Annotated in this window: 19 protein-coding genes and 3 pseudogenes; 15 read left to right on the forward strand and 7 right to left on the reverse strand. The window is 54.6% G+C overall.

What is annotated here, in order from left to right:
• Window positions 1-314: 314 nt before the first annotated feature.
• The gene (locus tag AC1ME2_RS03285) at window positions 315-509 is read right to left on the reverse strand and encodes a hypothetical protein (protein WP_480439294.1); all 195 of its coding nucleotides are present in this window, start codon (window positions 507-509) and stop codon (window positions 315-317) included.
• A 193-nt stretch (window positions 510-702) separates the two neighbouring features.
• On the opposite strand from AC1ME2_RS03285, the gene tnpA reads away from it, so the two are divergent.
• The 4 genes and pseudogenes from tnpA to AC1ME2_RS03305 form a co-directional block, all read left to right on the forward strand.
• A complete protein-coding gene (gene tnpA / locus AC1ME2_RS03290; protein WP_480439297.1) occupies window positions 703-999 on the forward strand; it encodes an IS66 family insertion sequence element accessory protein TnpA in 297 nt (98 codons plus the stop codon).
• Window positions 1,000-1,043: 44 nt separating this feature from the next.
• Window positions 1,044-1,222, forward strand: a pseudogene (tnpB, locus tag AC1ME2_RS03295) (IS66 family insertion sequence element accessory protein TnpB).
• Window positions 1,221-1,339, forward strand: a pseudogene (locus AC1ME2_RS03300) (DUF932 domain-containing protein); the annotation flags it as partial. The pseudogenes tnpB and AC1ME2_RS03300, both read left to right, overlap by 2 nt.
• 181 nt (window positions 1,340-1,520) lie before the next feature.
• Window positions 1,521-1,690, forward strand: a pseudogene (locus AC1ME2_RS03305) (YqaJ viral recombinase family protein); the annotation flags it as partial.
• 44 nt (window positions 1,691-1,734) lie between these two features.
• On the opposite strand, the gene AC1ME2_RS03310 reads toward AC1ME2_RS03305, so the two are convergent.
• Complete coding sequence (locus tag AC1ME2_RS03310; protein WP_480439299.1) at window positions 1,735-2,607, reverse strand: BrxR family helix-turn-helix transcriptional regulator; 873 nt, start codon at window positions 2,605-2,607, stop codon at window positions 1,735-1,737.
• Between the two features lie 118 nt (window positions 2,608-2,725).
• Here AC1ME2_RS03310 and AC1ME2_RS03315 point away from each other — a divergent pair, with 118 nt between their 5' ends.
• The 9 genes from AC1ME2_RS03315 to AC1ME2_RS03355 all read left to right on the forward strand — a co-directional run bounded on the left by AC1ME2_RS03315 (window position 2,726) and on the right by AC1ME2_RS03355 (window position 14,139).
• On the forward strand, window positions 2,726-2,980 hold the full coding sequence (locus AC1ME2_RS03315; RefSeq protein WP_480439301.1) for a hypothetical protein: 255 nt from the start codon (window positions 2,726-2,728) through the stop codon (window positions 2,978-2,980).
• Between the two features lie 11 nt (window positions 2,981-2,991).
• Entirely contained in the window at window positions 2,992-4,044 is a 1,053-nt protein-coding gene (locus AC1ME2_RS03320; protein ID WP_480439303.1) for an ADP-ribosylglycohydrolase family protein, read from the forward strand.
• 472 nt (window positions 4,045-4,516) lie between these two features.
• Window positions 4,517-5,527, forward strand: coding sequence for a helix-turn-helix transcriptional regulator (locus AC1ME2_RS03325; protein WP_480439305.1), 1,011 nt, complete (start codon window positions 4,517-4,519; stop codon window positions 5,525-5,527).
• A 172-nt stretch (window positions 5,528-5,699) separates the two neighbouring features.
• Complete coding sequence (locus AC1ME2_RS03330; RefSeq protein WP_480439307.1) at window positions 5,700-6,698, forward strand: dynamin family protein; 999 nt, start codon at window positions 5,700-5,702, stop codon at window positions 6,696-6,698.
• The gene (locus AC1ME2_RS03335) at window positions 6,695-8,947 is read left to right on the forward strand and encodes a dynamin family protein (protein ID WP_480439309.1); all 2,253 of its coding nucleotides are present in this window, start codon (window positions 6,695-6,697) and stop codon (window positions 8,945-8,947) included. Before AC1ME2_RS03330 ends, AC1ME2_RS03335 begins: the two co-directional genes overlap by 4 nt.
• A gap of 13 nt (window positions 8,948-8,960) precedes the next feature.
• On the forward strand, window positions 8,961-9,863 hold the full coding sequence (locus tag AC1ME2_RS03340; RefSeq protein WP_480439310.1) for a hypothetical protein: 903 nt from the start codon (window positions 8,961-8,963) through the stop codon (window positions 9,861-9,863).
• 4 nt (window positions 9,864-9,867) lie between these two features.
• Window positions 9,868-13,137: an ATP-binding protein gene (locus tag AC1ME2_RS03345; protein ID WP_480439311.1), complete on the forward strand. Its 3,270-nt coding sequence runs from the start codon at window positions 9,868-9,870 to the stop codon at window positions 13,135-13,137.
• Window positions 13,134-13,718 carry an HNH/ENDO VII family nuclease gene (locus tag AC1ME2_RS03350; protein WP_480439312.1) on the forward strand — a complete coding sequence of 195 codons (585 nt, stop codon included), beginning with the start codon at window positions 13,134-13,136 and terminating at the stop codon, window positions 13,716-13,718. Before AC1ME2_RS03345 ends, AC1ME2_RS03350 begins: the two co-directional genes overlap by 4 nt.
• Before the next feature lie 13 nt (window positions 13,719-13,731).
• Window positions 13,732-14,139, forward strand: coding sequence for an SMI1/KNR4 family protein (locus AC1ME2_RS03355; protein WP_480439314.1), 408 nt, complete (start codon window positions 13,732-13,734; stop codon window positions 14,137-14,139).
• Window positions 14,140-14,549: 410 nt separating this feature from the next.
• Here the strand turns inward: AC1ME2_RS03355 and AC1ME2_RS03360 are convergent, their stop codons facing one another.
• Window positions 14,550-14,675 carry a hypothetical protein gene (locus AC1ME2_RS03360; RefSeq protein ID WP_480439316.1) on the reverse strand — a complete coding sequence of 42 codons (126 nt, stop codon included), beginning with the start codon at window positions 14,673-14,675 and terminating at the stop codon, window positions 14,550-14,552.
• A 231-nt stretch (window positions 14,676-14,906) separates the two neighbouring features.
• On the opposite strand from AC1ME2_RS03360, the gene AC1ME2_RS03365 reads away from it, so the two are divergent.
• Both AC1ME2_RS03365 and AC1ME2_RS03370 read left to right on the forward strand, forming a co-directional pair.
• Window positions 14,907-15,458 (forward strand): hypothetical protein, encoded by a 552-nt coding sequence (locus tag AC1ME2_RS03365; RefSeq protein WP_480439318.1) that lies wholly within the window; start codon window positions 14,907-14,909, stop codon window positions 15,456-15,458.
• A complete protein-coding gene (locus AC1ME2_RS03370) occupies window positions 15,439-15,618 on the forward strand; it encodes a hypothetical protein (protein WP_480439319.1) in 180 nt (59 codons plus the stop codon). The genes AC1ME2_RS03365 and AC1ME2_RS03370 overlap by 20 nt, the downstream gene beginning before the upstream one ends.
• A 45-nt stretch (window positions 15,619-15,663) precedes the next feature.
• Here AC1ME2_RS03370 and AC1ME2_RS03375 read toward each other — a convergent pair whose 3' ends face one another.
• The 4 genes from AC1ME2_RS03375 to AC1ME2_RS03390 form a co-directional block, all read right to left on the reverse strand.
• Window positions 15,664-17,298, reverse strand: a complete 1,635-nt coding sequence (locus AC1ME2_RS03375) for an NUDIX hydrolase (RefSeq protein ID WP_480439321.1) — start codon at window positions 17,296-17,298, stop codon at window positions 15,664-15,666.
• A gap of 39 nt (window positions 17,299-17,337) precedes the next feature.
• Window positions 17,338-18,396, reverse strand: a complete 1,059-nt coding sequence (locus AC1ME2_RS03380; protein ID WP_480439324.1) for a PDDEXK nuclease domain-containing protein — start codon at window positions 18,394-18,396, stop codon at window positions 17,338-17,340.
• An 840-nt stretch (window positions 18,397-19,236) separates the two neighbouring features.
• Window positions 19,237-23,028, reverse strand: a complete 3,792-nt coding sequence (locus AC1ME2_RS03385) for an SIR2 family protein (protein ID WP_480439325.1) — start codon at window positions 23,026-23,028, stop codon at window positions 19,237-19,239.
• 134 nt (window positions 23,029-23,162) lie between these two features.
• Complete coding sequence (locus AC1ME2_RS03390; RefSeq protein ID WP_480439326.1) at window positions 23,163-26,507, reverse strand: VPA1262 family protein; 3,345 nt, start codon at window positions 26,505-26,507, stop codon at window positions 23,163-23,165.
• Window positions 26,508-26,514 lie beyond the last annotated feature (7 nt).

Genomic DNA, 26,514 nt, shown 5'->3' on the forward strand with positions numbered 1-26,514 from the left:
CGCGTAACGGCAGACGTTTGGCTTGTGGCCTTTCCTGCCCCGTCTGGCTTGTCACGACCAGACACGGATGAGATCTCCCAGCTTCCGTGCAGTTGACTTCCCAGCATGCTCAGGGTCTACGACCGCGCAGGGCGTGAAACATGACTTGCGATTATCGTCATGCACACTGTGGCCTTCCGCTTCGGTTAACAGCGTCGGCGCCCCAAACTCATGATTTCGCGGCTCAATGGCTGGCCTGCTAGTTTCCCCTGCCAACACTTCACCGTGCATAGGAGTTTCACCCTCAGCCTCTCGCAGAACCGTACGTGAGCCTCTCAACTCATACGGCTCCCGTTGCCCGGTCGAAACTCATTTCCATAAACATGCCAGTGCACGAACAACGATGGACAGGCTTTCTTCATCCGGTTGAGCCAATCAACACTGCGGCGCTTGTGCCCCGCCAGTGGTTTGTACTTCTGACGGGCCCAACGTTGCAGCTTCAAATCAAAATGACTGAAGACCTTGCGCATTGCTCGAAGTTCTCCGCCGTCAGCGCACACCACACGCCAATGGCTAGCGCGACTTCCGCAACCCACCCAGCGCCTAGTTCACCTATGCGCTCAGGGCTTGGCTGATAACCTTCGTGAAAGGTAAGCCTCCAGCCCCGCCACCTGTGATCTGATCCTGTCTTCTGAGATGTTGTGGTTTTCAAGGGACACTCTGATGAAATCACTTCAGTCACGCCGTGTTTTCTGGGCAAAACACATTGAACAGTGGCAGGCCAGTGGCCTCACTCAAGTCTCTTACTGCCAGCTACATAGCCTTAAAACCAAAGCGTTTGGCTATAGAGTAAGAATCCACGAGCGAGCCAGCGATACCCTGACTTTAGTTCCCGTAAAGGTCAGTAAACCGGTTGGCACGACTGAGGTACTACTGAGCCATCCCAACGGTTGGCAGTTGGGATTGTCGCCTTTGGTCGAACCTGCTTGGCTCGCGCGATTGCTGCGGGAGATGGTGTGATGGTGTCGCCTGATCAAGTCTGGCTGGTGCTCGATCCCATGGACATGCGTCTGGGCATCGATGGCCTCTCATCACGTCTTCAACAAACGCTGGGGCGCTCGCCATGTGACGGCACGGCCTATGCGTTTCTCAACCGCCGGGCACTCGGGTCAAGCTTTTACAATGGGATGGCACTGGCGTCTGGCTGAGCCACCGGCGCTTGCATCGAGGATCTTTCGTCTGACCACGAGCGCCGTGCCCGCAGTAACGAGTACCGCATAAACACGGCTTGGTTCGGCCAAGGTGCCGTCCCGTCATCAAACAACGTGCGCTCAACACGGCCCTGCAATTGGTGGCCTGACTCGCAGCATAACGGGAGGCTCACGCCTCACGCCTCACGCCTATACGCCTATACGCCTTACTTCAGGGGTTTAACCCTTTCACCGGAACGCCACCATGGCCCCACGCTGCCTGATCTGCGATTCCAAGGCTGTACTGGGCATTTCGGTTATCTGGATTTTTATGCTGCATAGGAAAACGTCATGGAAACGCAAACGCTGCAAAACCCCAGCGCCCCCCCCCGTCCAGCGTTACGCCTGGTGGGCACCAAACAACTGCTGGCGATACGCAAATTGGCATCGGCAGTTCTGATGCCGCCGTGGGCCTTAATCCTTATAAATCCCAGCTTGAGCTATGGAGGGAAAAAACGGGCGTGATACCTCAGGCCAAGTCGGCTAAGTGCGGTCACGGCTTAAATTAGCTATACAGCCAAGGCTCCAACTCATCCAGGTTCTTCACCACAATCTGTTGTGCTGCAGGCCTGGGTTCCATCTTTTTGGGATCAATCTGATAGCGCTGCAATACATACTTCACGAGCGCCCTGCGGCTAGGGATCACTAATTGACCGTCCACCATGCCGAAATCGGTTTCTATGATCGCTTTCTGCGCAGCCGTCAGGCGTGAATCCGGCTCTATGACGACCGCTACTTCCGTATTCCAGACTTCGTCTCCAGCAATCACATTTTCAGACTTGCCCAATAGCTCAGGTTCGCCACGCAGACGGCTGAGCACAAAGTCGCGGTACTGCCGATTCTTCTCGCAGTAAGCGCGCACGTGCCAACGCATCCCCGTGTAGATCAGCGTGTGGGGCGCGATCAGGCGGATCTCGGGTTCAGGGTTGGCCAGCGATACGTACTCAATTTCCAGACGCAGGCTCTCGCGGCAGGCTTTAAGGAGCGGGCGAAGAATCTCCGGGCGAATCGTGCGATCCGGCACCTCCAGCACCTTAGTGTGGGCATAGGCCAAGGCCAGCCCTTCAATGTGCGGAGCTCTCTCATTGTTCTGATAGAGCAGGTGCAGATAGGCACTGGCGCTGTCGTCAATAAACAGCGGCTTGAACGCCTTGCTCGGTACATAGCCTTTTATCTGCTTGTCATATGTAAGGTTTCTAGGCGCATGTTCATTGATGTACGTATTGATGTCCTTCGATGCCTGTTGTCGGCTGATGCCGAAGCTCTGGATCAGGTGTCCCGTGGTCAGCCGGCCTTCCCACCAGGCAACTGTCTCAATCAAACGATAGCGAAGTGCCAGATCCCAGCGTACATGTTCAATGGATTGCTTGCGTTTCATGTCCCCTCCATGTGCGTGAATACTTTACCTGTATAAGTCTACATTCTAGACCTGTCGCTTAACACTACATATCGTGTACCTGTCTTCGAGATTCCTCGAACTCGTCAAGGAAGCGGACATGAACGCGTTGGACGTGGTTTCTACAGGTGCATTGATGCTGCTTGGGTTGATCCTGTTGGTGCTATTGATTCAGACCCTGAGGCTACGCGATATCTGGCAGATGATGCTTGGCTGTCAGAAGGCTGCACGCTGGGCGAGCATCTGGGAAATTGAAAATAAAGAGTTGCGCTCAGCTTTGCGGGCAGAGAAAGAACATGTCGAACAGCTGAAAAGAAAGCTGGTGATTTTGCAGACACTGACACCAGCAGCATGAAGGGGAAGGACATGAACAGACTTGAAAGAATCAAAGGTTGCCTGCTGGGCGGTGCTGTTGGCGATGCCTTGGGCGCCCCGGTGGAGTTCCTCGAATGGCCCACCATCGAAGCGAAATTCGGCCCCTGCGGCATCATCGATTTCGCCCCAGCCTACGGGCTCACCGGCGCAATCACCGACGACACACAGATGATGCTGTTCACCGCCGAAGGCCTGCTGCGTGCCTTTGTGCGCGGCAGCTCCGGAACTGTCTGCCACGTCCCCAGTGTTATTCATCATGCCCTACTGCGTTGGTTGATGACTCAGGACTATCTGCCTGCGATGCCCGTCAGCAGAGATGGCTGGCTGATCGAGGAAACTGCTCTATGGTCCCGTCGCGCCCCCGGCACTACATGCCTGAGCTCCCTCAAGACCAGCACCCGACTCGGCATGCTGGCAGAGAATGACAGCAAGGGTTGCGGCGCAGTCATGCGCGTTGCGCCCTGTGCCTTCTTCGCCAACGCCTTTGAATACGCCGCCGAATCCGGCCGCCTGACCCATGGGCATCCCACGGGTTACCTTGCAGCTGGGCTGTTCGCCGACATTCTTCAGCGCATGGTCGATCGAAATGACAGCCTGGAGCATGCGTTGACCGAAAGTCTGACCAAGCATGGGCAGAAAGCGGGAATGGAAGAAACCCGCAGCCTGCTTGAGCGCGTGCTGTTTTTCTTCTACGAAGGTTATCGCCCCACGCCGCAACGCATTGCCGATTTCGGAGCGGGATGGGTGGCAGACGAGGCCCTTGCCATCGGGCTGTGGTGCGCGCTCAGCGCCGACTCCTTTGAACAAGGGGTGATTAACGCCGTGAACCACAGCGGGGATAGTGACAGTACCGGGCTGATCGCCGGGCACCTGCTGGGCATCCAATATGGCCCGGCGGCAATACCGGCACGCTGGTACGGGCGGTTGGAGTTGCGCGGGGTTATTGAGAAAATTGCTGAAGATATTGAACGGGTGCCGCGTGATTATTGTGGATATGACGGGGTGTTTGATGAAGAAATTGCGCAGGCCTACCCTGGAAATTGAGCCAAATAGAGTATTTAGAGAGTAGCCATGCCTATGAAGTCTGGGCCTTTTACCGTTTTTGTTCTGATTTCGGATGGAAGAAACCCAGAGCGGCGCAGAGTAATGCTCTGGGGCCAAGTAGTTTTATTGGCCGCCTAAGGCTGCTCGCGCAAGAAGATCGCACCAGTGACGGACCTCGTTGTCTCAGTCACTCGCGAGGGCTAACGTTTTCAAGTGCTGCGCCCTCAAGATCTAGTTTATCTGCCGGGGCACAAACGCCCCCCACATGGATGTTACCCAGTCTGTATTTGGGACGGTTGAACAGCCTTACTAGCCCGTGCTTAGGAAATCCGGGACGATCAAAAAACCTTTACTTGGTTCCTCAATCCAGAGCAACTAACTGGCTAATGGCCATCCCATAGAGTATCTTCAGACCCTGAAAACGGATCCGAAAGTCCGCCAAACCACAAGGTCGTGAATAGGCAACGTCAAGATGTCAGAAGTCAAAGATCCGCTGTTCAGATACATCGCCATGCTGCAGTTGATCCCTCACATGCCAGGCCGCATATCCACCCCCTCCCTGCAGGAAAAGCTAAAGGACAGGGGCTTCGAGATCAGTCTTCGCTCCTTGCAGCGCGATCTTCGCGACAAGCTCTCAATCCCATTCTCTATTATTTGTCATGAAGATGAGCGCCCATACCGCTGGAGCCTCGATGCCAAGGCCAATATCAAGCTGCAGAGCCTGGATCCAGCCTCGGCCTTGGCGTTAAATCTGGCCGAAGGTCATTTAACCCGGTTGTTGCCGCAAAGCGTGATGGCGCAACTTGCACCTCAGTTCCGCGCCGCCACCCACTACTTGATGGGCATGGAAAAGAATGGCCTTGCCCAATGGCAGCGTCGCGTCAGAACCATCCCCAATGGCAAAGCGTTATTCCCGGCCGAGATTTCTCACGTCGTATGGGAGTCCGTTTCTTGTGCCCTTGTGGAACAACGGCAACTTCGAGTTCGCTATCTGAGTCGCAGTAAAGGCAATACCAAGACGTTGGTTCTTCATCCAACCGGCCTGGTGTCCCGCCACTCCGTCAACTACTTGATCGCCTGCGTCGATGGCTACGAGGACCTGCGGCAATTCGCTCTGCACCGTATCCAAGAGGCCGAACTGCTCGGAGAGTCTTCACGCCACCAATACGATTTCGACATGGATCGCTATATCGCGTCAGGGGCTTTTGCCTCTCGGCAAGGCCTCGATGAAGTCGAGCTGGTCGCCGACGTTCATCCGCAAATCGCCTGGCTGTTGAATGAAACTCCACTCAGCCAAGAGCAAGAGATAGCGCCTCTACCCAGCAGTGATTGGCACAGGTTGCGTGCACGGGTTCCTCAGGACCAAGAAACCCTGTGGTGGATATTCGGCTTGAACGACAACATCCGGGTGCATGGGCCCCAGGTTTGGGTCGACGAGATCAGAGGGAAACTGGAGAGGATGCGAGGGCTCTATGAGAATTGACACTGCGACATAGTTTGTCGCGTGACAGTGGGACACTCCAGCTCAGGTATACAACCGACAACGCTTTATTCAGGGCAGCGGCTCTACGTGCCGACCTCTATCGAACTCATGGAATGTAACTCGCCAAGCCGTTGTCAAGCGCTCAGCGATAGGGATACCTAAGATGTACCCAATGTCAAAAAAAACACGAGCGCCTCTACGGAGGAAGCTATCGTCCGATGGAAAGAACACCTTTGATGTGTTGGTTCTGGCCACTATGAGCGCCGGTAAGACATCTTTTATCAACGCATTGATTGGTCAAGAGCTGTTGCACACTGCCAACGAAGCCACAACGGCATGCATTACCAGCATCGAACACAAGCAGGGCACCAAATTCTTTAGAGGCGCCTGCTATTCGTACTCCAACATCGAGTTAGCCAAGCAGCGAAACGCATCGGCCGAGCTGATTCGTGACTGGAACTCAAATGTACAGGTCAAGCGGATTACGCTGGCGGGCAACTTCAAAATCGTGCCTCGCCCTGCCCCGGGATTGGTGTTCCACGACACTCCCGGGCCGAACAATAGTCAAGACGATCGGCATGCCCAACTGATGCTTGAGGCTGTCCAGACGGTCTCATTCAAAGCGCTGTGTTATGTGTTGAATGCAAGCCAGCTGGGTACGCAGGATGATCGTGCCTTTCTAGAGCTACTTCGTGACGAAATAGCAAAGAAACCCCTACATCAGATTTATTTTATTCTTAATAAAGTCGATCTCCTCGACCCTGAAAAAGGCGAAGACATCGCTGCGTATGTCCGGAGTGCGCACACTTACCTGACCACTATCGGTTTCGATCATCCAATCATCATACCGACCATGGCCAGTGCCGCGCTCTACGCAAAAAAAGCGCTGACTACAGATGTGCTCACAAGGGTGCAACGCTCGAAACTTCGACAGGCTCTGGATGACTTCAGAGAAAAAAAACGATCCTTGGTTCACGCCACAGTGGCGCCTGACTTCATTAAGAATCGGGTGCTCAAAGACTTGGACGACCTCGAAAGAGCACACGAGGCGAACGCCTTTGACGTGCAAGCTTCAGAAAAAATCGAATTGCAACAGTTGGTAGCCTACAGCGGGCTAAAAACTGTGGAAACGCTTATTAAACATCAACGCAGGTTAGCCGAATACCAATGAACCAGATCGAAATCACGCACAACCCATTTACCGTTGATACACACTTTTTCATCAACAGCCAGGCACCAGCGGAAGGCTGCAAGCTTTCAAGCTACAAAGAGTCGCGCCTGCAGGTCTGGGTTGAAAAACTGTTTGATGAGTTGAGTCGGCTATTCAACGGTGACGATCACTACGACATCACCTTCAAGGGCGTTGAATCGGACTACCTCGATATTGTCGCAGCCGCCGAGGTCGCGATTACCCAGGGGATGCAGGTCAAGCTGAGCTGGATCGAGACCCTCCCGACTGAGGTCCGTCTGGAGCAGATTCGGCACCTGATGGACGAGGCCAGGCGACACCCGCAGTTCGAGCATTTCATTACCGAGAATGATGAGGTCCGCAAGTCGTTCGACGAGGCGTTCAACCGGGATTTCGACGTGTATGTCGTGGCCACGATGTCCTCGGGAAAATCGACTCTTATCAATGCCATGCTCGGTCGTGATTTGCTCCCGGCCGCCAATCAAGCCACCACGGCGACTATCGCCAGGATTACCGACAACGCTTCGATGGGACAGCGGTTCTCGGCCAACCGTATCGTCGGCGACGAGCAAGTCGCCGACAGCGATGGCGATGTGACGCTTAAAACACTCGAAGACTGGAATGCGCGTCCCGATACCCTGCGTATCGATATTGAAGGGAACATCCAGGCTATCCAGGAACGCGATAGTGTCAGGCTAGTATTGACTGATACACCTGGACCAAACAACAGTCAGGATGAAAAACATCAACTCAAAACCATGAGTTTTATCCAGGACTCCAAGCGCAACCCACTGATCCTCTATGTACTAAATGCCAGCCAACTGGGCGCCCAGGATGATAAGAACTTACTTGAGCTCGTCGCCGAGTGCATGCGCAAAGGGGGTAAACAAAGCAAGGACCGTTTTATTTTCGTTATCAACAAGGTGGACGTATTTGACCCCGAAAAAGAAGACATTCCAAAGATGTTGAAGAGGGTGAGCGATATCCTGATCAGCAATGGCATTCAAAACCCTGTTGTCTATCCAATATCTGCCTCCCTAGCGCGATTAATCCGCATTCCGAGCGACAAGCACACTAAGGCGGAGCGCGGTAATTACAACCGCATGGCAGATCTTTTCAGTGAAGAACCGAGCATGAACCTGCTGCAATACATGCCGATTACCTCTCGAGTCAAACGGACGCTGAAAGAGAAAAAACTCTCCGACCTCCTCCTAAACAGCGGCCTGCCGGCCGTCGAGGCTATGATTGATGAGTACATCGACAAGTATAATTTCCCGCACCGATTAAAGCGCGCTTACGACGCCATGACCAAAGCGATCGAAGAGGGGCTCAATGAAACTCAGTTGATAGAGCAGCTGGATCAGGATGAGCGGTATCTCAGCCATATCAACGAAGAGATTCAGGCCCTGCGGTATCGTCAAGAGCAGGGCTTCGATACCGTCGCCTACAAGGATAGTGTGGCACGCGAGGGTAAAGCGCTACCCCGCGAAATTGAGAAAGAGCTAGCCGACCTTGAGGCTGTGAGCAACAACGTTACCAAAACGCTGGAACATAGCTTCAGCGGGAAGGTAGACCCCCGTACTGCTGACACGCGAGTTCAGGAGGCAGAGGAGCATCTTCAGTTTCAGTATAAAAAACTGATTAATGCCTATGAGGCTGTTTTCAGCTCCAGCCAGGAAATCATTCGCCATGACCTCCACGCAGAGTACCAGCGCTACATCGTCGACTTATTCAAAGACAGCCAACATTTGCAATTGCCTATCCTGGAGGGCATCAGGAAAACCATCGGTGATATTTCATTCAACCTGAGTGTGAAGACTGACGAAATAAGGACCCAACGGGTCAAAGTCGGTACCCGCGATGAAAGTGATAGCCGCTGGTATAACCCGCTATCTTGGGGCTCAACTAAGACGATCAATGTGTATGGGGATAAAAAGTTCGTCGATCTTGCGGAGCTTTGGAAAGAACGTGTCACCCGGATCGTTGCAGAATTCTCACGACTGGTGGCGAGTGCACGCAACGAAATCGAAACCGGCCAAACCAGGTTGATCGACCAATTCGTAGCATTCATGAGCCGAGAGTTCGACGTAAAATTCAATGAACTATTAGATTCCCTCAAAGAAAAGATGGCTGATCGCGAAATCCGAGAGCAGGCGATCGAAGAGGCCAGGGTGCTGCAAGCCTGGATCAATGACTTCAAAACCAAACTCGATCAAACGCTGGCCGTTTAACCCTGGAGTTTCCATGACCATTACCGCTACAACGATCTCCAAGGCCCGCAAAGAATTTCTTTCGGCACTCGACGAGCGACAGGTCAGCTCAGAACTATTACTACAGATGCTGGCGCAGGCAGAAGCTCAGACCCCGGACATGTTGGTTCCCTATGCGGTTGATGGTGTTATTGATGCCATTGATACCGTTCAGTTTAACTGGACCTCCAGATATTACAGTCGGCAAAAATTCTCCGCTGAGCGCAATTTTTCTAGAGAACGCCTGGAACACTTGATTCAAGTTCGCGAGCTTTTTCGCCAAAAGGGCTATAAAAGCTTCGTTCCGTCCGGCGCTACTAATCAAGCCGTACACACTCAAGCTGAGCAGGTCCCGGGCATGGTGTCCGCGTATCGTCCTTCGACTAACCTCAAAAAGTTTGTTGCGGAGGGAGATTTGCATACGGTCCGTACGGCGCTACGCTTGGAGCTCAACGACACTAACTTGGACAGTCATGAACTTCTTGCTGCGCTGGGTTGGGTAAAAACTAATACTCAGGGTCTCTGTGAAGACTATGTAGAAAAATCTTTCGCCCGTGAGATCGACCCGGATAGAAACCATTGGACATCTGGGTATTACGACACTCAAGTTGTCTACCTGACGACTAACTTCGCTGAAGAACGTTATCTGCACCTCGTCGAAGTGCGGTCGTTCCTGCGCGAGTGTGGGGAGGAGGGCTTTGCATCCACAACAGCATCTAAGCCCAAATCTGCGCACACCCAGCCTTCGACATCACAAGCGCCACGATCGGAACCACACACGGCACGCCCAGCTCCGCAATCGGCAAGCTCGGAGCTCAATCCAGTGTTCAAAGCGGCCTTGCTGATCGGCGGCGCCATCGCCGCCATGGTGGTATTTCTGTTAGCGTTGGTGAAGTGAGCTTATGACAAGTCAAACCCTAAGACCCTCCGATATCCGAGATATCCGCGAAAATGCCGCCTTGACCCTAGAGGCTGGGCGCGCCCTGATCAATCGCAGTTATCTTTCGGAGTTGGAGCGTTACCCGGTTCATTCCTTCGCTGAAAAAGGCACGCTGTTCAACCGTGCGAGCGACATGCGAATATACCGCATCGAGCGCATTGTCCAGGACAACAAACAGTCGGTGCTTGAGAGTACGACCGCCGCCTATACCGCTTTGGGTGCGGCCGGTTACTCGGTGTTCCTATTCCTGCGCTCGGATGGCATCGAGACCGACCTGTACATTGGCACCCGTGGCGAAGCCGGTAAAATGCTGGGGCATAACTCGGGTGAACTCTTACGCGAAACCTTCAAGGGGCATTTCTCAGGTAGCTCCTTGCGAGCCCTAAATGTCCTAGATGTCAATACGCTGCTCGATGCCGTGCAGGCTGAAAAATACAACCCTTCCGCCAGTATTACCGCAGTCACGGGCGTGCCTGCGCTGTCCACCGAAAACCGCGAGCACTTCATGCAGGGGCTTGAGCGCTTTATCGACGCGGCGGAAAGCCGGGTCTATCAAGCGATCATTCTGGCCGAGCCGGTGTCCTCGCAGAATCTCGACCTGATCCGTGCCGGCTACGAGCAGGTCGCCACGCAGCTCTCGCCGCTGCTAAAACAGCAACTGTCGTTCGGCGAGCAAGAGAGTGACAGTGTCGGACTGAGCATTAGCCAAGGGCTGAGCGATTCGCTAGGGCAAAGCCTTGGCCTGACGGAAACCAAAGGAACGTCGGAGACCATTGGCACATCAACCACGGAGACGGCAGGCACATCGGAATCACTGAGTGCCCCGACCTATATATCCAAGATCGCTGCCATTGGCGGCCCAATGCTGGGTCTGCTGGGCGGTTCGGTCCTAGGCCCGGTCGGTGCAATGATCGGAAGCCAGATTGGCAGTACGGCTGCTAAGCTCCTGCAGGAGGGGAAGTCGACAGGCTCCACACAGTCGACCTCCCACGGCAGCAGCGAAAGCCACGGCGCTTCTTGGAGCGAGTCTGCGTCCAAAACCAACTCGACCAATCAGACCACCAGCACCACCGACAGCCGCTCACTCAATAAGACCACCGGGGCAAACCGGCAAATCTCAATCGAAATGATTGATAAAACGATAGAGCAACTGCTGGGTAAAATCGACCACCACCTCGAGCGTATCGACGAAGCCAAGACCTACGGTGGATGGAATTCCGCCGCGTACTTCATCGGCGACAGCACCGCTTCGTCCGAATCTCTGGCGAGTATTTTCCTAGGGTTGATCCGTGGCAGTAAGTCCAGCCAAGAGGATTTCGCCCTTACTACCTGGAATTCCAATCAAAAGAAATTGGTCTTGGATTGGCTCACCGCTTTTAGCCATCCACAACTGAGCCCCGGGTTTTCAAAAAAAATTCCGATCAGCTACCTGACGCCTGCAACGCTTATTTCTGGTAAGGAAATGGCGATTCAACTGAGCTTGCCACGTCGCTCAACTTCAACAGTGGCGGTTCTTCAAACGCAGGCCTTTGGACGTAAAGTGCAGCGTCTGGACGGCACCTTTACCAAGCCAAGTACGGAGAGAACCCTTACCCTCGGTAATATCCGTCATCTATGGGAAAACCTGCCGCAGACTATTTCACTCAATATGGATCAGCTATCCAGTCATGTGTTTGTCAGCGGATCGACCGGGGCAGGCAAGAGCAATACCCTTTATGAAATGTTGAGCCAGATCGATGCTGCTGGCGTGCCTTTCCTAGTCATTGAGCCAGCCAAGGGGGAGTACAAGCACGTCTTCGGCCATCGCCCTGACGTCAGTGTGTTCGGCACCCATCCGGCGCACAGCGACCTGCTCAGGATCAACCCCTTCAGGTTTCCGACGGCCATCCATGTGCTTGAGCATATTGACCGGCTAGTCGAAATCTTCAATGTTTGCTGGCCGATGTATGCAGCCATGCCAGCGGTACTCAAAGAGGCCATCCTGCAAGCGTACCAGCACTGCGGCTGGGACCTGGATCTATCTACCAATCGTTACAGCAACAGTCTCTTCCCGACCTTCAGTGATTTGCTCAGCACCCTGGAAAGCGTGATCGAGGCGTCGGCCTACTCCCAGGAGCTCAAGGGCAACTACATCGGCGCGCTGTCGACCCGGATCAAATCCCTCACTAACGGGTTGAACGGCCAGATCTTCACAGCCAATGAAATCGAAAGCAGCGTGCTATTCGATAGCAACGTAATCGTCGACCTCAGCCGTATCGGTTCGTCTGAGACCAAGGCGCTGATCATGGGCATCCTAGTGATGCGCCTGAGCGAATACCGCATGGCACACGGCGGTATGAACCTGCCTTTGCGCCATGTCACCGTACTGGAAGAAGCACACAATATCCTCAAGCGCAGCCCTACTGAAGGTGGTGCCGAGGGCTCAAACGTGATCGGCAAATCCGTTGAAATGCTGACCAACGCAATTGCCGAAATGCGCACTTATGGCGAAGGCTTCATCATCGCCGACCAGTCCCCACACGCCGTCGACATCGCGGCGATCCGCAATACCAATACGAAGATCATCATGCGCCTGCCCGATGAGATGGACCGACGCCTGATCGGAAAATCCGTTGCCTTGCGCGATGATCAACTCGAAGAAATCGCCAAGCTGCCCAAGGGCGTCGCCATCGTTTACCAGAATGACTGGCTGGAGCCGGTGCTTTGCCAGGTGAAGAAGTTTTCAGGCGTTGAAATACCGTACGTTTTTCAGCCGGCCGCGAAGGCCAGCGTCAGCAGCCGGGATTTCAACCGGCAGGTGCTCAATCTACTTATGGAAAAGCGCGTTCGCACGCCAGTTGAAGTAGACGTGAGTCTTCTGGAAAACGGCCTGTGCAATCTACCATTGCTCGCCCGTTGCAAAATTGCGCTGTTCGACGCTCTCAAGGAGTACAACGACGACCAGCCGCTTACGCTGTGGAAGCCAGAAGCCTTTGCTTACGCCGCGCAATTGGTTGTAGACGTTCTCGGTTGCCGGCGCTTGGTGCAGCAGACGATTCAGACGGCATCCGATTACGGCCACCTTAGCGACCAGCTCGACGTCATGCTCAATGAGTGCGCTGCCGGCCTGACCTATGAGTTGGCTCTGGCCACCCAACAATGCCTGATGAAAGACTACAGCCTGCAGCACGACAGCCACCTCGACATTTATTCTGCGTGGCGTGCGCGCCTCGAAACAGGGAGCGCTTTGTGAATTTCGAAACTTTTTCCGCCGAAAAGGCTGAGGTTCCGTCCAATCTGGCGTTGCTCGCCCGTGAAGTGCCAGACAGATGCCTGATCGTCACCGAACTCGACCGCCCCATCGTACTCACTCAGGAAAACCGCCTAGAGTTACCCAAGATCACTCCCGAAACCCGTGAAAGACTCGAGAGCCAGGGCTTTCCAAAAGAAGTTCTGGATGTAATGGGCAGTGAAGCCGAAGCCCGTATCTATGAGAATGCCAACCTCGAACCGACGGAGGTCAACGGCAAGGAAGCGTTGATTCGCACGGATATCGATTATGACCAAAAGGACATTTCCGGTACCAACCTTGACCGGATGAAACTAGGTAAAGCACCGCTTCATGCCAACGGCAAGCCGATCGAACTTCATCATGTCGGCCAGAAGCAGGATTCCCCCTTAGCCGAATTGACTGGCGCAGAACACCGCGGGAACGGGAACGACAATGTCCTGCACAATAAGCAGAAGGAGTCTGAAATCAATCGGGAAGGTTTTGACAAAGAGCGAAAAGACTACTGGAAGGCAAGAGCCGAACAGATCGAGAACCAGAACTGACTGTGAGTCCCCTATGAAAACACTTGAAAATCTAGTTGAACGCCATCACGCCGACATCCGTCCTGCGAACTCGGCCAGCATTCATGCGCTCGAAAAGAAACTCGCTTTTCCTCTTTCTGCCGAATACACCTCGTTCCTGTCAACGTTTGGGGTGATTATCTTTGATGCCTACGAAACCTATGGCCTTGGCGTTCCGGAGGACTACTATCTGCACGTTTTCAATATTTTCGCCGATCTGAGTCGCGACCCGAGTTATCCAAAAAATACGGTGCCGCTGATGGAGATTGGAGATGGTCAATATTATCTATACGACAATAAGGCCCAACAGGTTTTGCTGTGGGCGACCCCCAATGGCGGAGTGATCCGTGTACTGGACGAAGACTTGGAGCAGTTTTTAATTAAGCATATATTTACTGAATAACACATTGTGTTCAGTGACAGTATCCACCCGACCCAGCACAGGAATACGGGCCGGTATCTGTCACTACCGATGTAAAACTGATACATCCTGCCAGACCACTTGGGCACAGTGCAGCTTTTGCGTGCGGCCCATGCGGTACCAGGAGAAACACGTGGAAATCAGTTTTTTATCCGTCAAGGCCTATTAGTCAGAGCAGTCTCTCGGCAGATATGTTGCTCGCGTAACACCGTCCAGCGCCACCTAAAATCGCACGCAGAGCAGCGAGTCCCGCCCTATGGCCCTCGCGTTGAGCGACCGGGAAAGCTCGAGCTGTTTGAAGGTCTCAAACAACGCGGTGTTGATGACAGCGTTCACTGCGTTATTTTTACTTTCGCTCAATTTCAACGCCTCACATCGGATTAACGGGCGCGTCAAACCTGACGATTACGTTGCTGCTGATAGCGCAGCGCGGCAAGCAGTGCAGCGCTGTCCATGGACTGCTTAGTCAGCACGCTGCCGATCAACAAGCCAATTACAAAAATGCTGATTTCTTTCATGAAAGTTCCCCTTACCTCTGCGAATGAGTACAGAGGCTAGTATCGGGTAACGATGCGACAGGCAACGTCGCATTCGTTGTGTGCCAGTCATGAAGTCGCTTCGCCTTCCGCCGCTATTGATTGCCGTGCTACTGGCCTGCTGGATCTTCAGCCGACTGCAGAATGGCACAGACAAACCCTCTCAATGAACGGCATAGATCAGCGTGAGCAGCTTAATGGCTGCTCACGCTGGTGACCTGGTCATTTTTCTTTTGCCGCATTAACGCGAATTCAGCACTGCACAGCCAATCAAATTTTCCAATGCGGCAGCTTGCAAAGAAGGCCAGCGCTTGTCGATGCGATGCGGGTAGCCGGCTGCCGACGTTTCTTCTAAATGAACTTCACGACACGCCAGCCGGTCTTGCCTTGTTTGTTGGTACGCCGGATAGCAAGGCAGGTAACTTCTTGGGGCTGACCGGGAGTAAAGGCTTTGGCCAGTGCTGGCGGCACGAAAATGTCGTCTCGGGCGCTGCGAATAAAAGCGAAATCCTTGCCCTCCTGGCGCTCCAACGTGCCGTTCAGCTTTTCAAACAGCCCCGGCAGTTCCCTGACTTCCGAAAGCCGCCAATCGAGAGGCGGCCCCTCGTCCTAGACATATCCGATCTCCACGATGGCGCCCGGCAGCAATTCCGCCACATTGGGAAACTTGCGATGCTAGAGGCCGAAGCCGGTGTCAGCATTAGTTGCCGCATAACTGAGCGACTTTTCGCTATTGATGTGGTCGATGCCCCCGAGTGCAGGTAAGGCTGTATTGGTTCAACTGCTGAAGCAAGGCATGGGCAGCAGCGTCCATTTGGGGAAGAGGTTGCAAGCTGTTGTTGGCTACCGCGTGTTGATACCAGTCGCTGGCGAGAAGTTGCTCGACGATATGACGTTCAAGTTCGCATTCGTGGTGGATGTGTGACGTGTCTGATCCTTGAAAATGTGGAGAGCGAACAGCGAAAGCGCCTCAGCTCTCTTCCTGCATCATCTTTCGGTAATCCGTCAGAGAGATGCCCTTGTAAAACCAACAATCTGGTCCGCGTGCCCCATTAACTTTTCGCCCTGCCTGCTGCAATGCAAGCACGGTTGCTCTGGATAAGCTGACAACCTGGCCTTGGAACTCGACCTTGGTACCCTGAGCAACCACACACTGCACAGCCGTGTTCAGCTTGAAGGTCAAGACCGTTCCTGCCTGCACTGCGATATCCACAAACTTGAAAGCCGGTAGTCGCTTGGCTGTCCTACTCAACTCGACCAGCAGCTCATCGAACGACTTCGACGTGGCTTTCCCATGCGGTTCGACCATCTGCTGTAAAATTTTGCCGGGAAACAGCACGGATTCCGTCCCAAGAAACACCGATACCACGTAGGACAGAAGCTCCGTGTGCCGTTGCTGCCAAGTAGCCTCGTCAATCACCTGCTGAAACATGGTTTCGCTCAATTTCCGGATCGCCAGATCGACCGCAGCCAGCCCTTCGGAGACAATCATGGCGAGGCTTTCGCCAGCACAGTAGTCCTCATCCAAACCGAAGCACTTCACAAGACTCTTACCCAACTGATCCGCAGTGTGCCAGCCGGGCATCCTCACATAGCCGGTATCGTCTTCGGTCATGATACGCACCAGAGATATCATCAGCTTATGCCTGTCTGCCGATGTTGCTTCCTTGACGATGCATTTCAACACGATCTCAAACCAGCCTGCCACGAGCTGATGAACCACTTCGGGTTTGCCGAGGTAGTTAGGCTGGCTGGCCAGCTGGATAGCCGACCGGACGCTGGATGGCTGGGGCGGCATCTGGTTGAGCTCTGCCAACCCACGCACCATCATCTCGATACGTCGGAGGTCCTCCGCATCATCGGTACTCTCGTACTGCTCCGGATCACGATTCACCTCGGCGTGAGTCGCCCGAAGACCTCCGGCATGCGTCACAAAGTGGATCTGGTCGATGCAATAGCCCGTCCAGCTGCGGTACTGATACAACGTGTTATCGGCAAAATAGGCGAACCACTTCTCTTCCATCTTGCTCGGAATAAATCCCAGTCGAATGGCTGTGGCGTCCTCGGTATTTAGCGTGAAATCCAAGGCCAGCGTGGAGTAACGAGCAGGCATCTCCTGAGAGTTCCAGTCATTTTTGGTGGCTGGCTTGCCAGTATTGGTATTCGGCAGCACTGCCGTCCGATTGGCATCGAACCACACTTTCGCCGCGGCCAGCACGGCCAGATCGCGAATGCGGCCAATGCTATTGGTGGTCTGCTCGATAAGCCGCTGAGCCTTCTCAAAACTCACCCACCGGGTACTCCGGGTTTCCCAGTCCAGACGCCCTTGCGGCCCGATATGGCGCATGACGAAGTAGGCATTTGTGGACGTACCGCCCTTGAATACGCCGGGAAGCACATCGATAACTTCAGCCTCGTAGCCAGTTTCCTCCCTAACCTCGCGCAATGCCGTCTGCTCAGGAGAGTCGCCAAGCTCTGCCTTGCCCTTGGCGAACGTCCAGACATAACCGTCGAAATGATTCGAAGGTTCACGCAGCAAGATCTGTCCGGTGTGGGTCAGCAAGACGCCACCATAGGCGCCCGCCTTGGCAATGCTCAATGACATATTTGATCGCCCTCTCAGATGGCTCAAAGAGCCGCTGCTTCAATCTTGATCCAACCCCAAAGATGGGTTCCCAACCAGCAAGGCCCGCTCGCGATCCAGCTCGGCGCGCAACTCTTCCTCGGTCGGCAGCACCAGCTTGTACTTGCTGGCGAACAGTTGCTCATTGCCCTGTAAGACCGAGTAGCGCACCACCGAAGCATCTTTCTGCGCACAAAGAATGATACCGACCGTGGGGCCATCCTCCGGGCCACGCTTGAGGTCGTCATACATGCGCACGTACATGTCCATCTGACCGATGTCCTGATGGGTCAGCTCACCACGCTTGAGATCAAAGATGACGAAGCACTTGAGCAGATAGTTGTAGAACACCAGGTCGATGTAGAAATCTTTGCTTTCGGTACTGATGCGCTGCTGCCGTGCAACGAAGGCGAAGCCCTTGCCGAGCTCCAGCAGGAACCCCTGCAACTGGTCGATCAGCGCCTGCTCCAAGTCGCTCTCCAGCAAAGCACCCGCATTCGGCAAACCGAGAAACTCCAACAGTACCGGGTCACGCACAAACTCACGGGGGCTCTTACCCAGTGCCTGCACGTTGCTCACGGCCTCCTGCTCCACGGCGGTACGGTCCTGACTGGCCAGCAAGCGTTCGTAGTACAGCGTACCGATCTGCCGCTCCAGTGCACGGGTACTCCAATTCTGCGTGGCAGCTTCGGTCATATACCACTGCCGGGCTGTGTCGCTGTCTACCTTGAGTAACGTGCGGTAATGCGTCCAGCTCAATTCGCGACGCAGTGCGTCGTACTTTGGAAAAGCCAGGAAGAAACCACGCATATGGCGCAGATTGGTGACGTCAAAGCCCTTGCCGAACTCAGCACTCAGTACCTTGGCCAGGGTCGGCAACAGTTTCTTGCCATAGACCGCACGCGACTCACCGCCCTGCTCGAACTCGACGATATAACGACCAATCTCCCAGCAGGTTTGTACCTGCAACACATCCACGGCACGCAGCGCCTGCTGGCGGGCCTGCCGAATCAGCCCGGCCAGACTGCCGAGCAACGGTTGTAGCTGCGTATCCAGATGGAGCGGCGGGTTTTGACTCATAGCACCTCCGGTATGGGGTTCAGATTGTTCAATCTGCTGATCTTGCCAGACCGCGTAGGTTGTATCGCAGAGAAGACCTCAGCCAGCACATGACTGACTGCAAATGGCCTCTCGGCAATGCGTTATTTACGAATAGCCGAACCTTAACTGTTTGGGTAAATCAGAGCCAGCACGATGGTTCTGAACTCCAACGTTTTCAAGCAATCAGCTTCTCCGGTACGCCCCATCCGCAGGCAGCGAGCCCCACCTACAATTGAGTGCAGGAGGGAACTGGACAGTGGATGCTGGAAGGTTATTCCTGGTGCTTATAACGGCGGAATCTGTTGGACCGCTGTCCTTGCGAGCACCAAAAAGAAAGGGGAGCAGGAGGATGAAGGTCAAGCCCAAGATATTTGCGTCTATCTCGGCAGTATTGCTGCTCACTGGCTGCTTGGAACGCTCTATATCCGATACTTACTTATTGCAGCAGCCATAGGGGCTGAGTTACTGCAACTCACATAGACACCGGACCATCACCTCATCGGAACGATTCAGCGGGCCATGCTGAACGCTGCCGGCGGTTCACCGGAATCTGCCTGGACGATGAGAGCACGGTGAAACCTGGTGATGTCATACCCAACATGGGGCCATGCAAAAGCCTCATCTCTGTCGTAACAGCGTACAAGGTAGCGCTTGGCCTATTGCATTCGACCCACAACACAGGGCTTCAGCAACCGAGTGAGATATGGCACAAAGCATCCAACCTGCATTGATGAGCCCCGTCCGTATCCGTCTGTCCAACACACCTTAGCCAAAGATCCTTTTTGGTGACTGGCATTTTGAACATCCACTTATCTGACGCTAGCGCTGCCCCCGAAGCAGTTCTGCCAGTCTTGGCTCGTCTCGGGTCTCCGGCTGCACTACAAGCTGGCTCAAGAGTTTTTCGGCGCCGTACGGCCAATCGGCCGATTCCTCGGTGAGAATGGCCCCGAGTAGGTTGAGGAGTGCCTGCGGATGCTGTTTGGCAATACTCGACTCAGGATCGATAAACGGAGCGAACCGTAGCGAGGCGCCCTTTATGGGAACCAGCCGTGGAAGGATAATCTCCACGATCTCAGGAAATCGGTCAGGTAATGCCAAAGCGAGCTCAGCAAGGCGCCCCGATATCAATGCCGTACGGACATCACGTTGGCGTGGCCACACTCGTGTAAGAAACGGTACTAGGAGATCCCCCCACCGGCTTCCCGATTCGAGGGTCCAGCGTTCGAGATGCCAGAGCATCTGCACTCGCAGGTCATCCTCGGCATGAATAAGAATATCGCGCAATTCAATGTCTGAGATCAGGCGTTCGGCGTCGATTGCGTCCTCAGTACCGCCCCAGCCGGCCAACAACATGCCAACCAGAATTCTTGCCTCGTCCCGACGCTGACCTGACTGGCTAGCGAGCGCAATAAACCCAGGCTTCAGCAGCAGATAGAGAGAGTGTTGTGGCGTGTGCGCGCGCCAGAAATAACCCGCCCAGAAAGCGTTACTGTCGTTTCCTCTACCGCTGGCAAGCGGCAGCAGTTGGTCGTGGACCCAATTAGGATCGATGTGAAATAGCCAGTTAAGTTGCGGTGTGATCATAGCGATGGCGTGTGGTCGATGATCGCCCGGCAGTTCAAGCAGGCTGTCGAGTCGGCGTTTCCAGGCCTCCGGCATGCCTGAGCAAGGCTCAAACTTCGTCTTGGCGGGATCCTTTAGCAGCGCATCCACCATTCGTCCAACAGGACTATTCAAACCCTCATCGACCCACGCTCGATCAGGTCTTGGATACCGCTTCGCCGAAGGATCCGTCACCAGTGCTGCAACCATGGCTTCCCAGACCAGATCGAAAATTACCGGGAAATCGGCGAGTAATCGCCCGTGCTGGTCGCTCAGCCATGCCGAGACCGGATGGAGTATCTCCGCCAGATTATCAGCCGGCAGACGCGCCAGCCGCTGCCCTATAGTCGAAAGCATGCGGGGCGACGTCGTTACCTTACTTACCGAAGAAAGTAGTGCGCTCCACGCCCATGGTTCGAACGTGCTCTTTCGCGCAGCGTCGGTCAGAACGCTAAGTGCACGTACTGGTCTCCTCTCGGCAAAGCCACGAAAAGGTTGTCGCTGAATGTGTGAATCGAAATCGTAATGCCCCAGAGCCTTTGCTTTTTCAAGGACTTCACTAATAGGCAACTGCTCAACGGGAGTGGCACTCGTATCGATATCAATGCCCCGAATCTTCGAAACATTGGGCTGGGCCGTGTTCGCGCCAGCACGTTCCGTCCACTCAGAAGCGAGAGCCCGCAGAGCCAAGACTTCGGCATCAAAATCGAAGGAAAAAGTGACTCCCTGAGTTGAGAGCCAATGGAGCCGGTCGAGTCTGTAATGAGCGATAAGTTCGTCGCTATTTTCGTGCTGCGTTGCCCATGAGATTTTCCCATCGCGAAGGCGTGACTCAATCTCCGCGATCGTCGACGGGGGCATTTCGGACCACCTATCGCGTAGGGAAAACAGCAAATCCCGTTTCTGCTTGGATTTCCAAAATGTATCCTCGTTAAGATCCAAAAATATCTGGCCAGCTTCCTCGGGTGTCGTCAGGTCGTTGCGTCCCGCAGCCCAAATACGTAAACGGGTAAAGAGCGGATCGTTTATTCCAGACCACTGAGCGGCTTCTTTACGCGCAGCTGTGCGGTCCTCCACTGTCAGTCGCGCCACCATTTTAGTAAAAATAGCGAGGTGGCCGGTCAGTCCGTAACTATCCTCATCCAGGGCATCGCCATCATCTGGCCGCGTCGTGTCAAAGTACAGATCGTCGTGACCATTGACCTCGCGCTCAAGCTGGACGGCATATCCAAGCTTCTCGCGGAACAGGGTGACAGCGTAGCCGAGCAAGTCTGGCGGAATATCAAGAGTCTGATGCGGTCGCGGATATTCCACATCAGCCCGAATAATGGCTTTGAGTTCAAGTGCCGGATTCGCCTCGGGCGCCATGGCGCCAAAGCGTGATTTAACGGTCAGCATCGGTTGATAAAGGGCGACAGCTTCTCGAACGAGCGAGGGTGACCAACCTTCACGCTCCGCTCTGGCCTCAATATCATATCGGCATTGGTCTGGATCAAACACTTTCTGTTGCCAGCACGCGAGTAGGATGCGCCAACCATCGCGCACAGCCGGGGGATAAAGACTTGCGTCGTGGCGCAGCGACCATTCGATACGTTGCTGGATGGACGGATGGAACCGCGCTTGATTAGCCGCCCACCATAGGGCTGCCGGTTGATGCGCAACTCTAACGATCCATATGCCGATGTGCCAAAGGCGCGGAGGGAGACTTACCGCAACATCTGCGCGAACTCCGCGCAATTGCGCGACTTCCTCAGGCGAGAGATCTGTACGATCAGATGGCAGTGAGGCGATGCCGTCCCAAGCATTTTCTGGCACCGCACGCTTCGTAAAAAGCTGATCGGGATCAATTGGGGTTGGAGGCGTATCGCTGTCTAGACCAAACGCCTCGAACGGGTCGAAACGATAGCTCGTCTGGTCATAACTATTTACCTTGTCGGCTTGTGCGTACCGGGCATTGCGATCAAAGACGCTCAGCCAGTCAGCGGGCAGTGGGTCATGAGTACCGGCCAGCAGTCGGGCGCCGGTTATGGTCGAAGCAAGATGTGCAATCATGCCGCGCTCATGTGGAGGCATCAACATCGGCCCCTTGGACGCGCTCATGATTAGCCGGTCGTGCCAGCCGTCGACGTCGCGAGCGCGCTCGGCCCAGGCAGACAACGTCTTCCACAGCGCAGCGTGGCCATTTGCGCTGTCATATGCGATCGGCTCAACTCCTTTATGCGCCCACTGAGCTATCGCCTCCGTCGCATTACCTGATTGGAATGCATAAAGCTTATGGCCTGGCTTTTCAAAGCGATTGAGGGCCTCCAGCAGATACTGGACCGGCGGATCGTCGGCTGAATAACCGACGAACACAATCCGAAAGCGCCGCAGAAGCGCTTGGATATAACGGGTCGCCCAGCCATCCGACAGATAAGCATGGCAAAAATCTGCGCTCGACAGCACAAACTCGTCATCGCAAGCCCGGCGATAATCTGTATCGACTCGGCCATGGAGATGAATAATGCCGCGAAAGTCGATGTCGCGGCGTGGGTCTGGCAGTCGAGGTGGGTTGGACGAGATGATCCCCGGCTCACACTCCTCGAATAGAAGATCGAAGTTGGTCGTGACGAGCCGTGCCACTCCAGCGCGAGTTCGCGATAGGTCGAGCAACGTCCGATGTGCGGCGAGGCCACAGCCTGGCTCCGGCTTGAGTGCGATCGCTACCGCCTCTCGTACATCTGTAGGCTCGAATTCCCGCTCTAGCATCCCGAAGATTCGGTCGGTCGCGACCAAGCCAGTGAGACCGCTCTCTTTCTCAAACCTTCGTCCGGCGTCGAATAACCGACGCGCTGGGCTGTCGAGCGCTGACCCGAGCAGGTCGAGCACCTTTTCAGCAAGAGTCGCAAAGTCCGGCAAATGCGCTTCGGCACGTGAAACACCAGCGCCGCAGAAAAACAACACGTCTCCCGCATCTCTCGCAATTAGGAGCTCATCAGGTAGCGACGGACCATTCGGGATAAAGCGCATGGAATTAACTCACTTGCTCGGTGCGGCCATTGGGACCTGTGGAAGATTGAGGGAACCCCGAGTTCCGCTATCAGCTCAACATGGCGGCGCTACCGCGACAAACCCTGATTGATCTGAGGGCACCGCTGAACCAACTATTGACGTTCACTTTCCGACTCGTCGATCGAGGCCAGGAGTTCCTCCACTTGATCAAGGAACGCGGCGAGTTCGGTCTGCTTGCCGGCGCCCTCCGACCGCCACTCGTCCATAGGCCTGACCATTGCAAGCTCACGGGCGCCCTGCGACAGCTCCTGCAGCTCATCGTCTGCCATGCTGAGCCCGTGCAGGTAGTACTGACTCCATCGAGTAAAAGTCAAAATCCACATCGAGATCTGTAGAGCATCGTCCCATCGTGTCCAGTCAGAGGTGCTGGCGAGAGGTTGTTGCACAACCCTTTGCTGTCGCCCCAGGATCGCTTTCATAGACTTCAGGCTGGCCTGCTGGCGCTCGGGACTGCTATATGCAAAGAGGAACGCGGTTATGTTGGTCGTCTGGCCTTCGCGCGCTCGGTTAAACATCAGTAATTGGTGACCCTGTTCAGCCCTCAACGAAGCCGCTAGCTCCCGAACCCATATTTCGCATGCATCGTCGGTATTGGCGCGGTCATTTTGCAACAACGGGAAGACAACATCCTGGAAGAGCCACGGCCCGGCCCACGCCAGTTGCCGCATATGCCCACGCATTGAGTCGACCAGGTGTATCAGGTCTTCAGCGGAGATTTTCGCCGGCAGCACACTATGGAGTGCCGCTACTAGGCCGGTGTAGATATCAGCAGTCTTCGGTATCCCTGAGGCACGATGAACCATCCAGCCTAAGACCCGGACCTGTCTAAGGTAAGAGAAGTCAGCCACCAACTGAAGCACGGCGGCGAGCCCTCCCGGCTTTTCTAACTGCCGCTCGATAACGTTCAGCCCTATCCATTGCAACAGACCATTGCTGCTGCGAATGAGGCTGTCACGTTGCACTTCGCTGGTATCAAACTCCATTGACAGTGAAATCTCGCTGGCAATCTGGCTCAAAAGGGAAAGTCGCACTGCATCGTGACCTTCAGGCTCCATTGGCACGCTCGCCATTTGGGTTTCGGCCATCGCCACCAGAGTTCCAGGGGTATACGCCCATAAAAATTTGACGGTGTAGTACTCCGCCCAGGTCAGGGCTGTGTATTTTGTCGCGTGGAACAAGTGATGCGGGTGATAGGAGCTATGCAGAAAGTTATCGACCGATTTCTGAAACAACTGGGTGTCCATAACAGCTAACTCCTTATTCACCTCGTCATGTGTGCGTTTGAATGATGCCTCGAGGAATCGTGCCAAAAACGCCATAAAGCCAAGTTCGGATTTGACCTCGCGAAAGTAGCTATCTGTTGTGCTTGAATGCGCGAGTACTTCGCCGAGCACTTCCCAAGTCGTAGCGAAGTCCGTGAAGTCGCCGGCCTGCTGGCTCAGGCAATTGCGCAAGCCTGTCGTCTCAGGCAAAGCGAGCGAGTCATCCTTGAGCAGGCCTGTCGCAGCCATTTCCTGCTTCAATGGATCCCCGCTCAAGCCTTGAAGCGATAACTTGCCACTCCAAACGCTCAGCACGTCGCCGGAAAGGGCTTTCTCGAGAAACCGGAGAGGCTCATAGCGGCGGGGCAGTGTCGAAGTCGACGACACCATAGAATCGAAAAGAAGGCGCATGGAGGGATTTTTGTCCCCGCCTTCGGGCTGCGCCGCCTCCGCCTCCTGTACCAGCCCTGAAGAGAATTGCTCCACATTTAGCAAGGTGTCCGCAGGAATTGGAGTGACTAAAAGGGGGTAGTTCTCCGAAGCTTTCTGAAGTGAGTTGGACAGGTTGAAACCTGCAACCGGTAGTCCGTCCGGTGCCATAATTAGAATGCAGCGGTCATGTAACCGGCCCTCCTTCAGGCCGTAGATACGTAGCTTTTTGCGTTGCAGCAGGTGATGGTTGCGCTCACAGCTCGCCACCAGGTTGTTAACCCTGTCCGTAGTGGGGTTGTCGGACTTGCGTCGCATGGGTTTGTCTTTGTTGTGTGGTTTGGGCAGGGACGTGAATACAATGTAGTCAGCTTCCGGTGCCGCGCAGATTACTATCAGACCCAATCCGGAGGCGTCAAAATAGGGGTCGAAAATGATCATCTGGTGGTTTTGATGCTTAGCCAACAGCGCCCTGAACCATTCCACGAATTGCAGGCGGCCCTCCCCATCGCCCTCATTCCAGCGCAGGAAGAACCTCCCCTCAGACTTCGGAGGATGGAGCCGCGCAAGAAGGGATTGCAGATCGCGATTGGCAGGGACCCAAGGGTCCATATCACGCCCACCGATGCGGTTGGTGAATCCCCGATTGCCTGAATTGATTGTCAGGGCTGACTTAACCCGCGCCGCCACGGACGGCCGAGTGGCTTTCTCCAGCCAGTCGAACTTAACCGGGCTGGCACTGTGGCCCACGACATTCCCCTGAATATGAACCTCCCGAACGTATCCAACCCGCCACCGACAACACAGTGTGCCCTCTCGGGCTTGGTCGCCATGAAAGCCGAAAATCTCCAGATCTGTACTGTCGGTTATCGAGTGGATCTGGTCGTTCAGCCCGAACTTGAATTCAAACTCCCCACTCTCATTGCATTCCGCTGTACCGATGCTCGAATAAACGATATGGCCGTCATTCTCAATGCTCAGGCGGAACTGGAAGACGCTAAAATGCGGCACCTGCATCGGGTTAAATCTTGCGACTAGGGCGAGCGGGGCATCGGTCCAGCTCACGTTCAGTAAGCGCCGCTCTAGATCGTCCATCGCAGGGAAGACCAGCAATTCAAGGTCGCCGAACCTGGTGGTATCAGTTCCGCCGAAGTCCAGACCCGTATCCGCCTTGAGGTGCCTAATAACCGATTCGGTCAAGTTGACGTCGTAGTCCAGACCTAAGCGGAATAGAGCACCCTTGTTAGTCTGAGTAATCGACGCGCTGAAGGCGCCAGCTCCGCCATGTGGGCTGGACGGGCAGCTCCTATCATGCGCATCGCGGTTAATCAGATAGGCGACGGGGCGATAGACCAGTTCATCGGCGTTGAGCGCGGTCGCGCCGAACCGTGCTTTCAAATCCTTTGAAAGGCCGAGCTTTAGTTCTTCGCTAATTGCCAAGATGGTTCGGCCGGCGCTCAATTGCCTTAGAAGCGCAGCGCACTGATCGCTCTTGACGTACAGTTTGAGCGGGATAACCTGAGCTTGGACTTCCCCGAAGCGCTGGAAATTATCGTCGTCGCTGGAGGACCAGCGGTCGCTGGAATGGCTGTAGGGAAGCAAACGACCGTAAACCAAACGATTTTCAGTCGATTGTTCGGACTTGATCTGCAAAATCCACAGCTGCAACGCGCAGTGACGGACATCCTTCGAGAACAACCGTGTCAATCGACCGTCGTTGAGCAGGTCATCTAGTGTAGGAGCCATCAATTCC

Source organism: Pseudomonas sp. ASL9 (genome assembly GCF_056680335.1).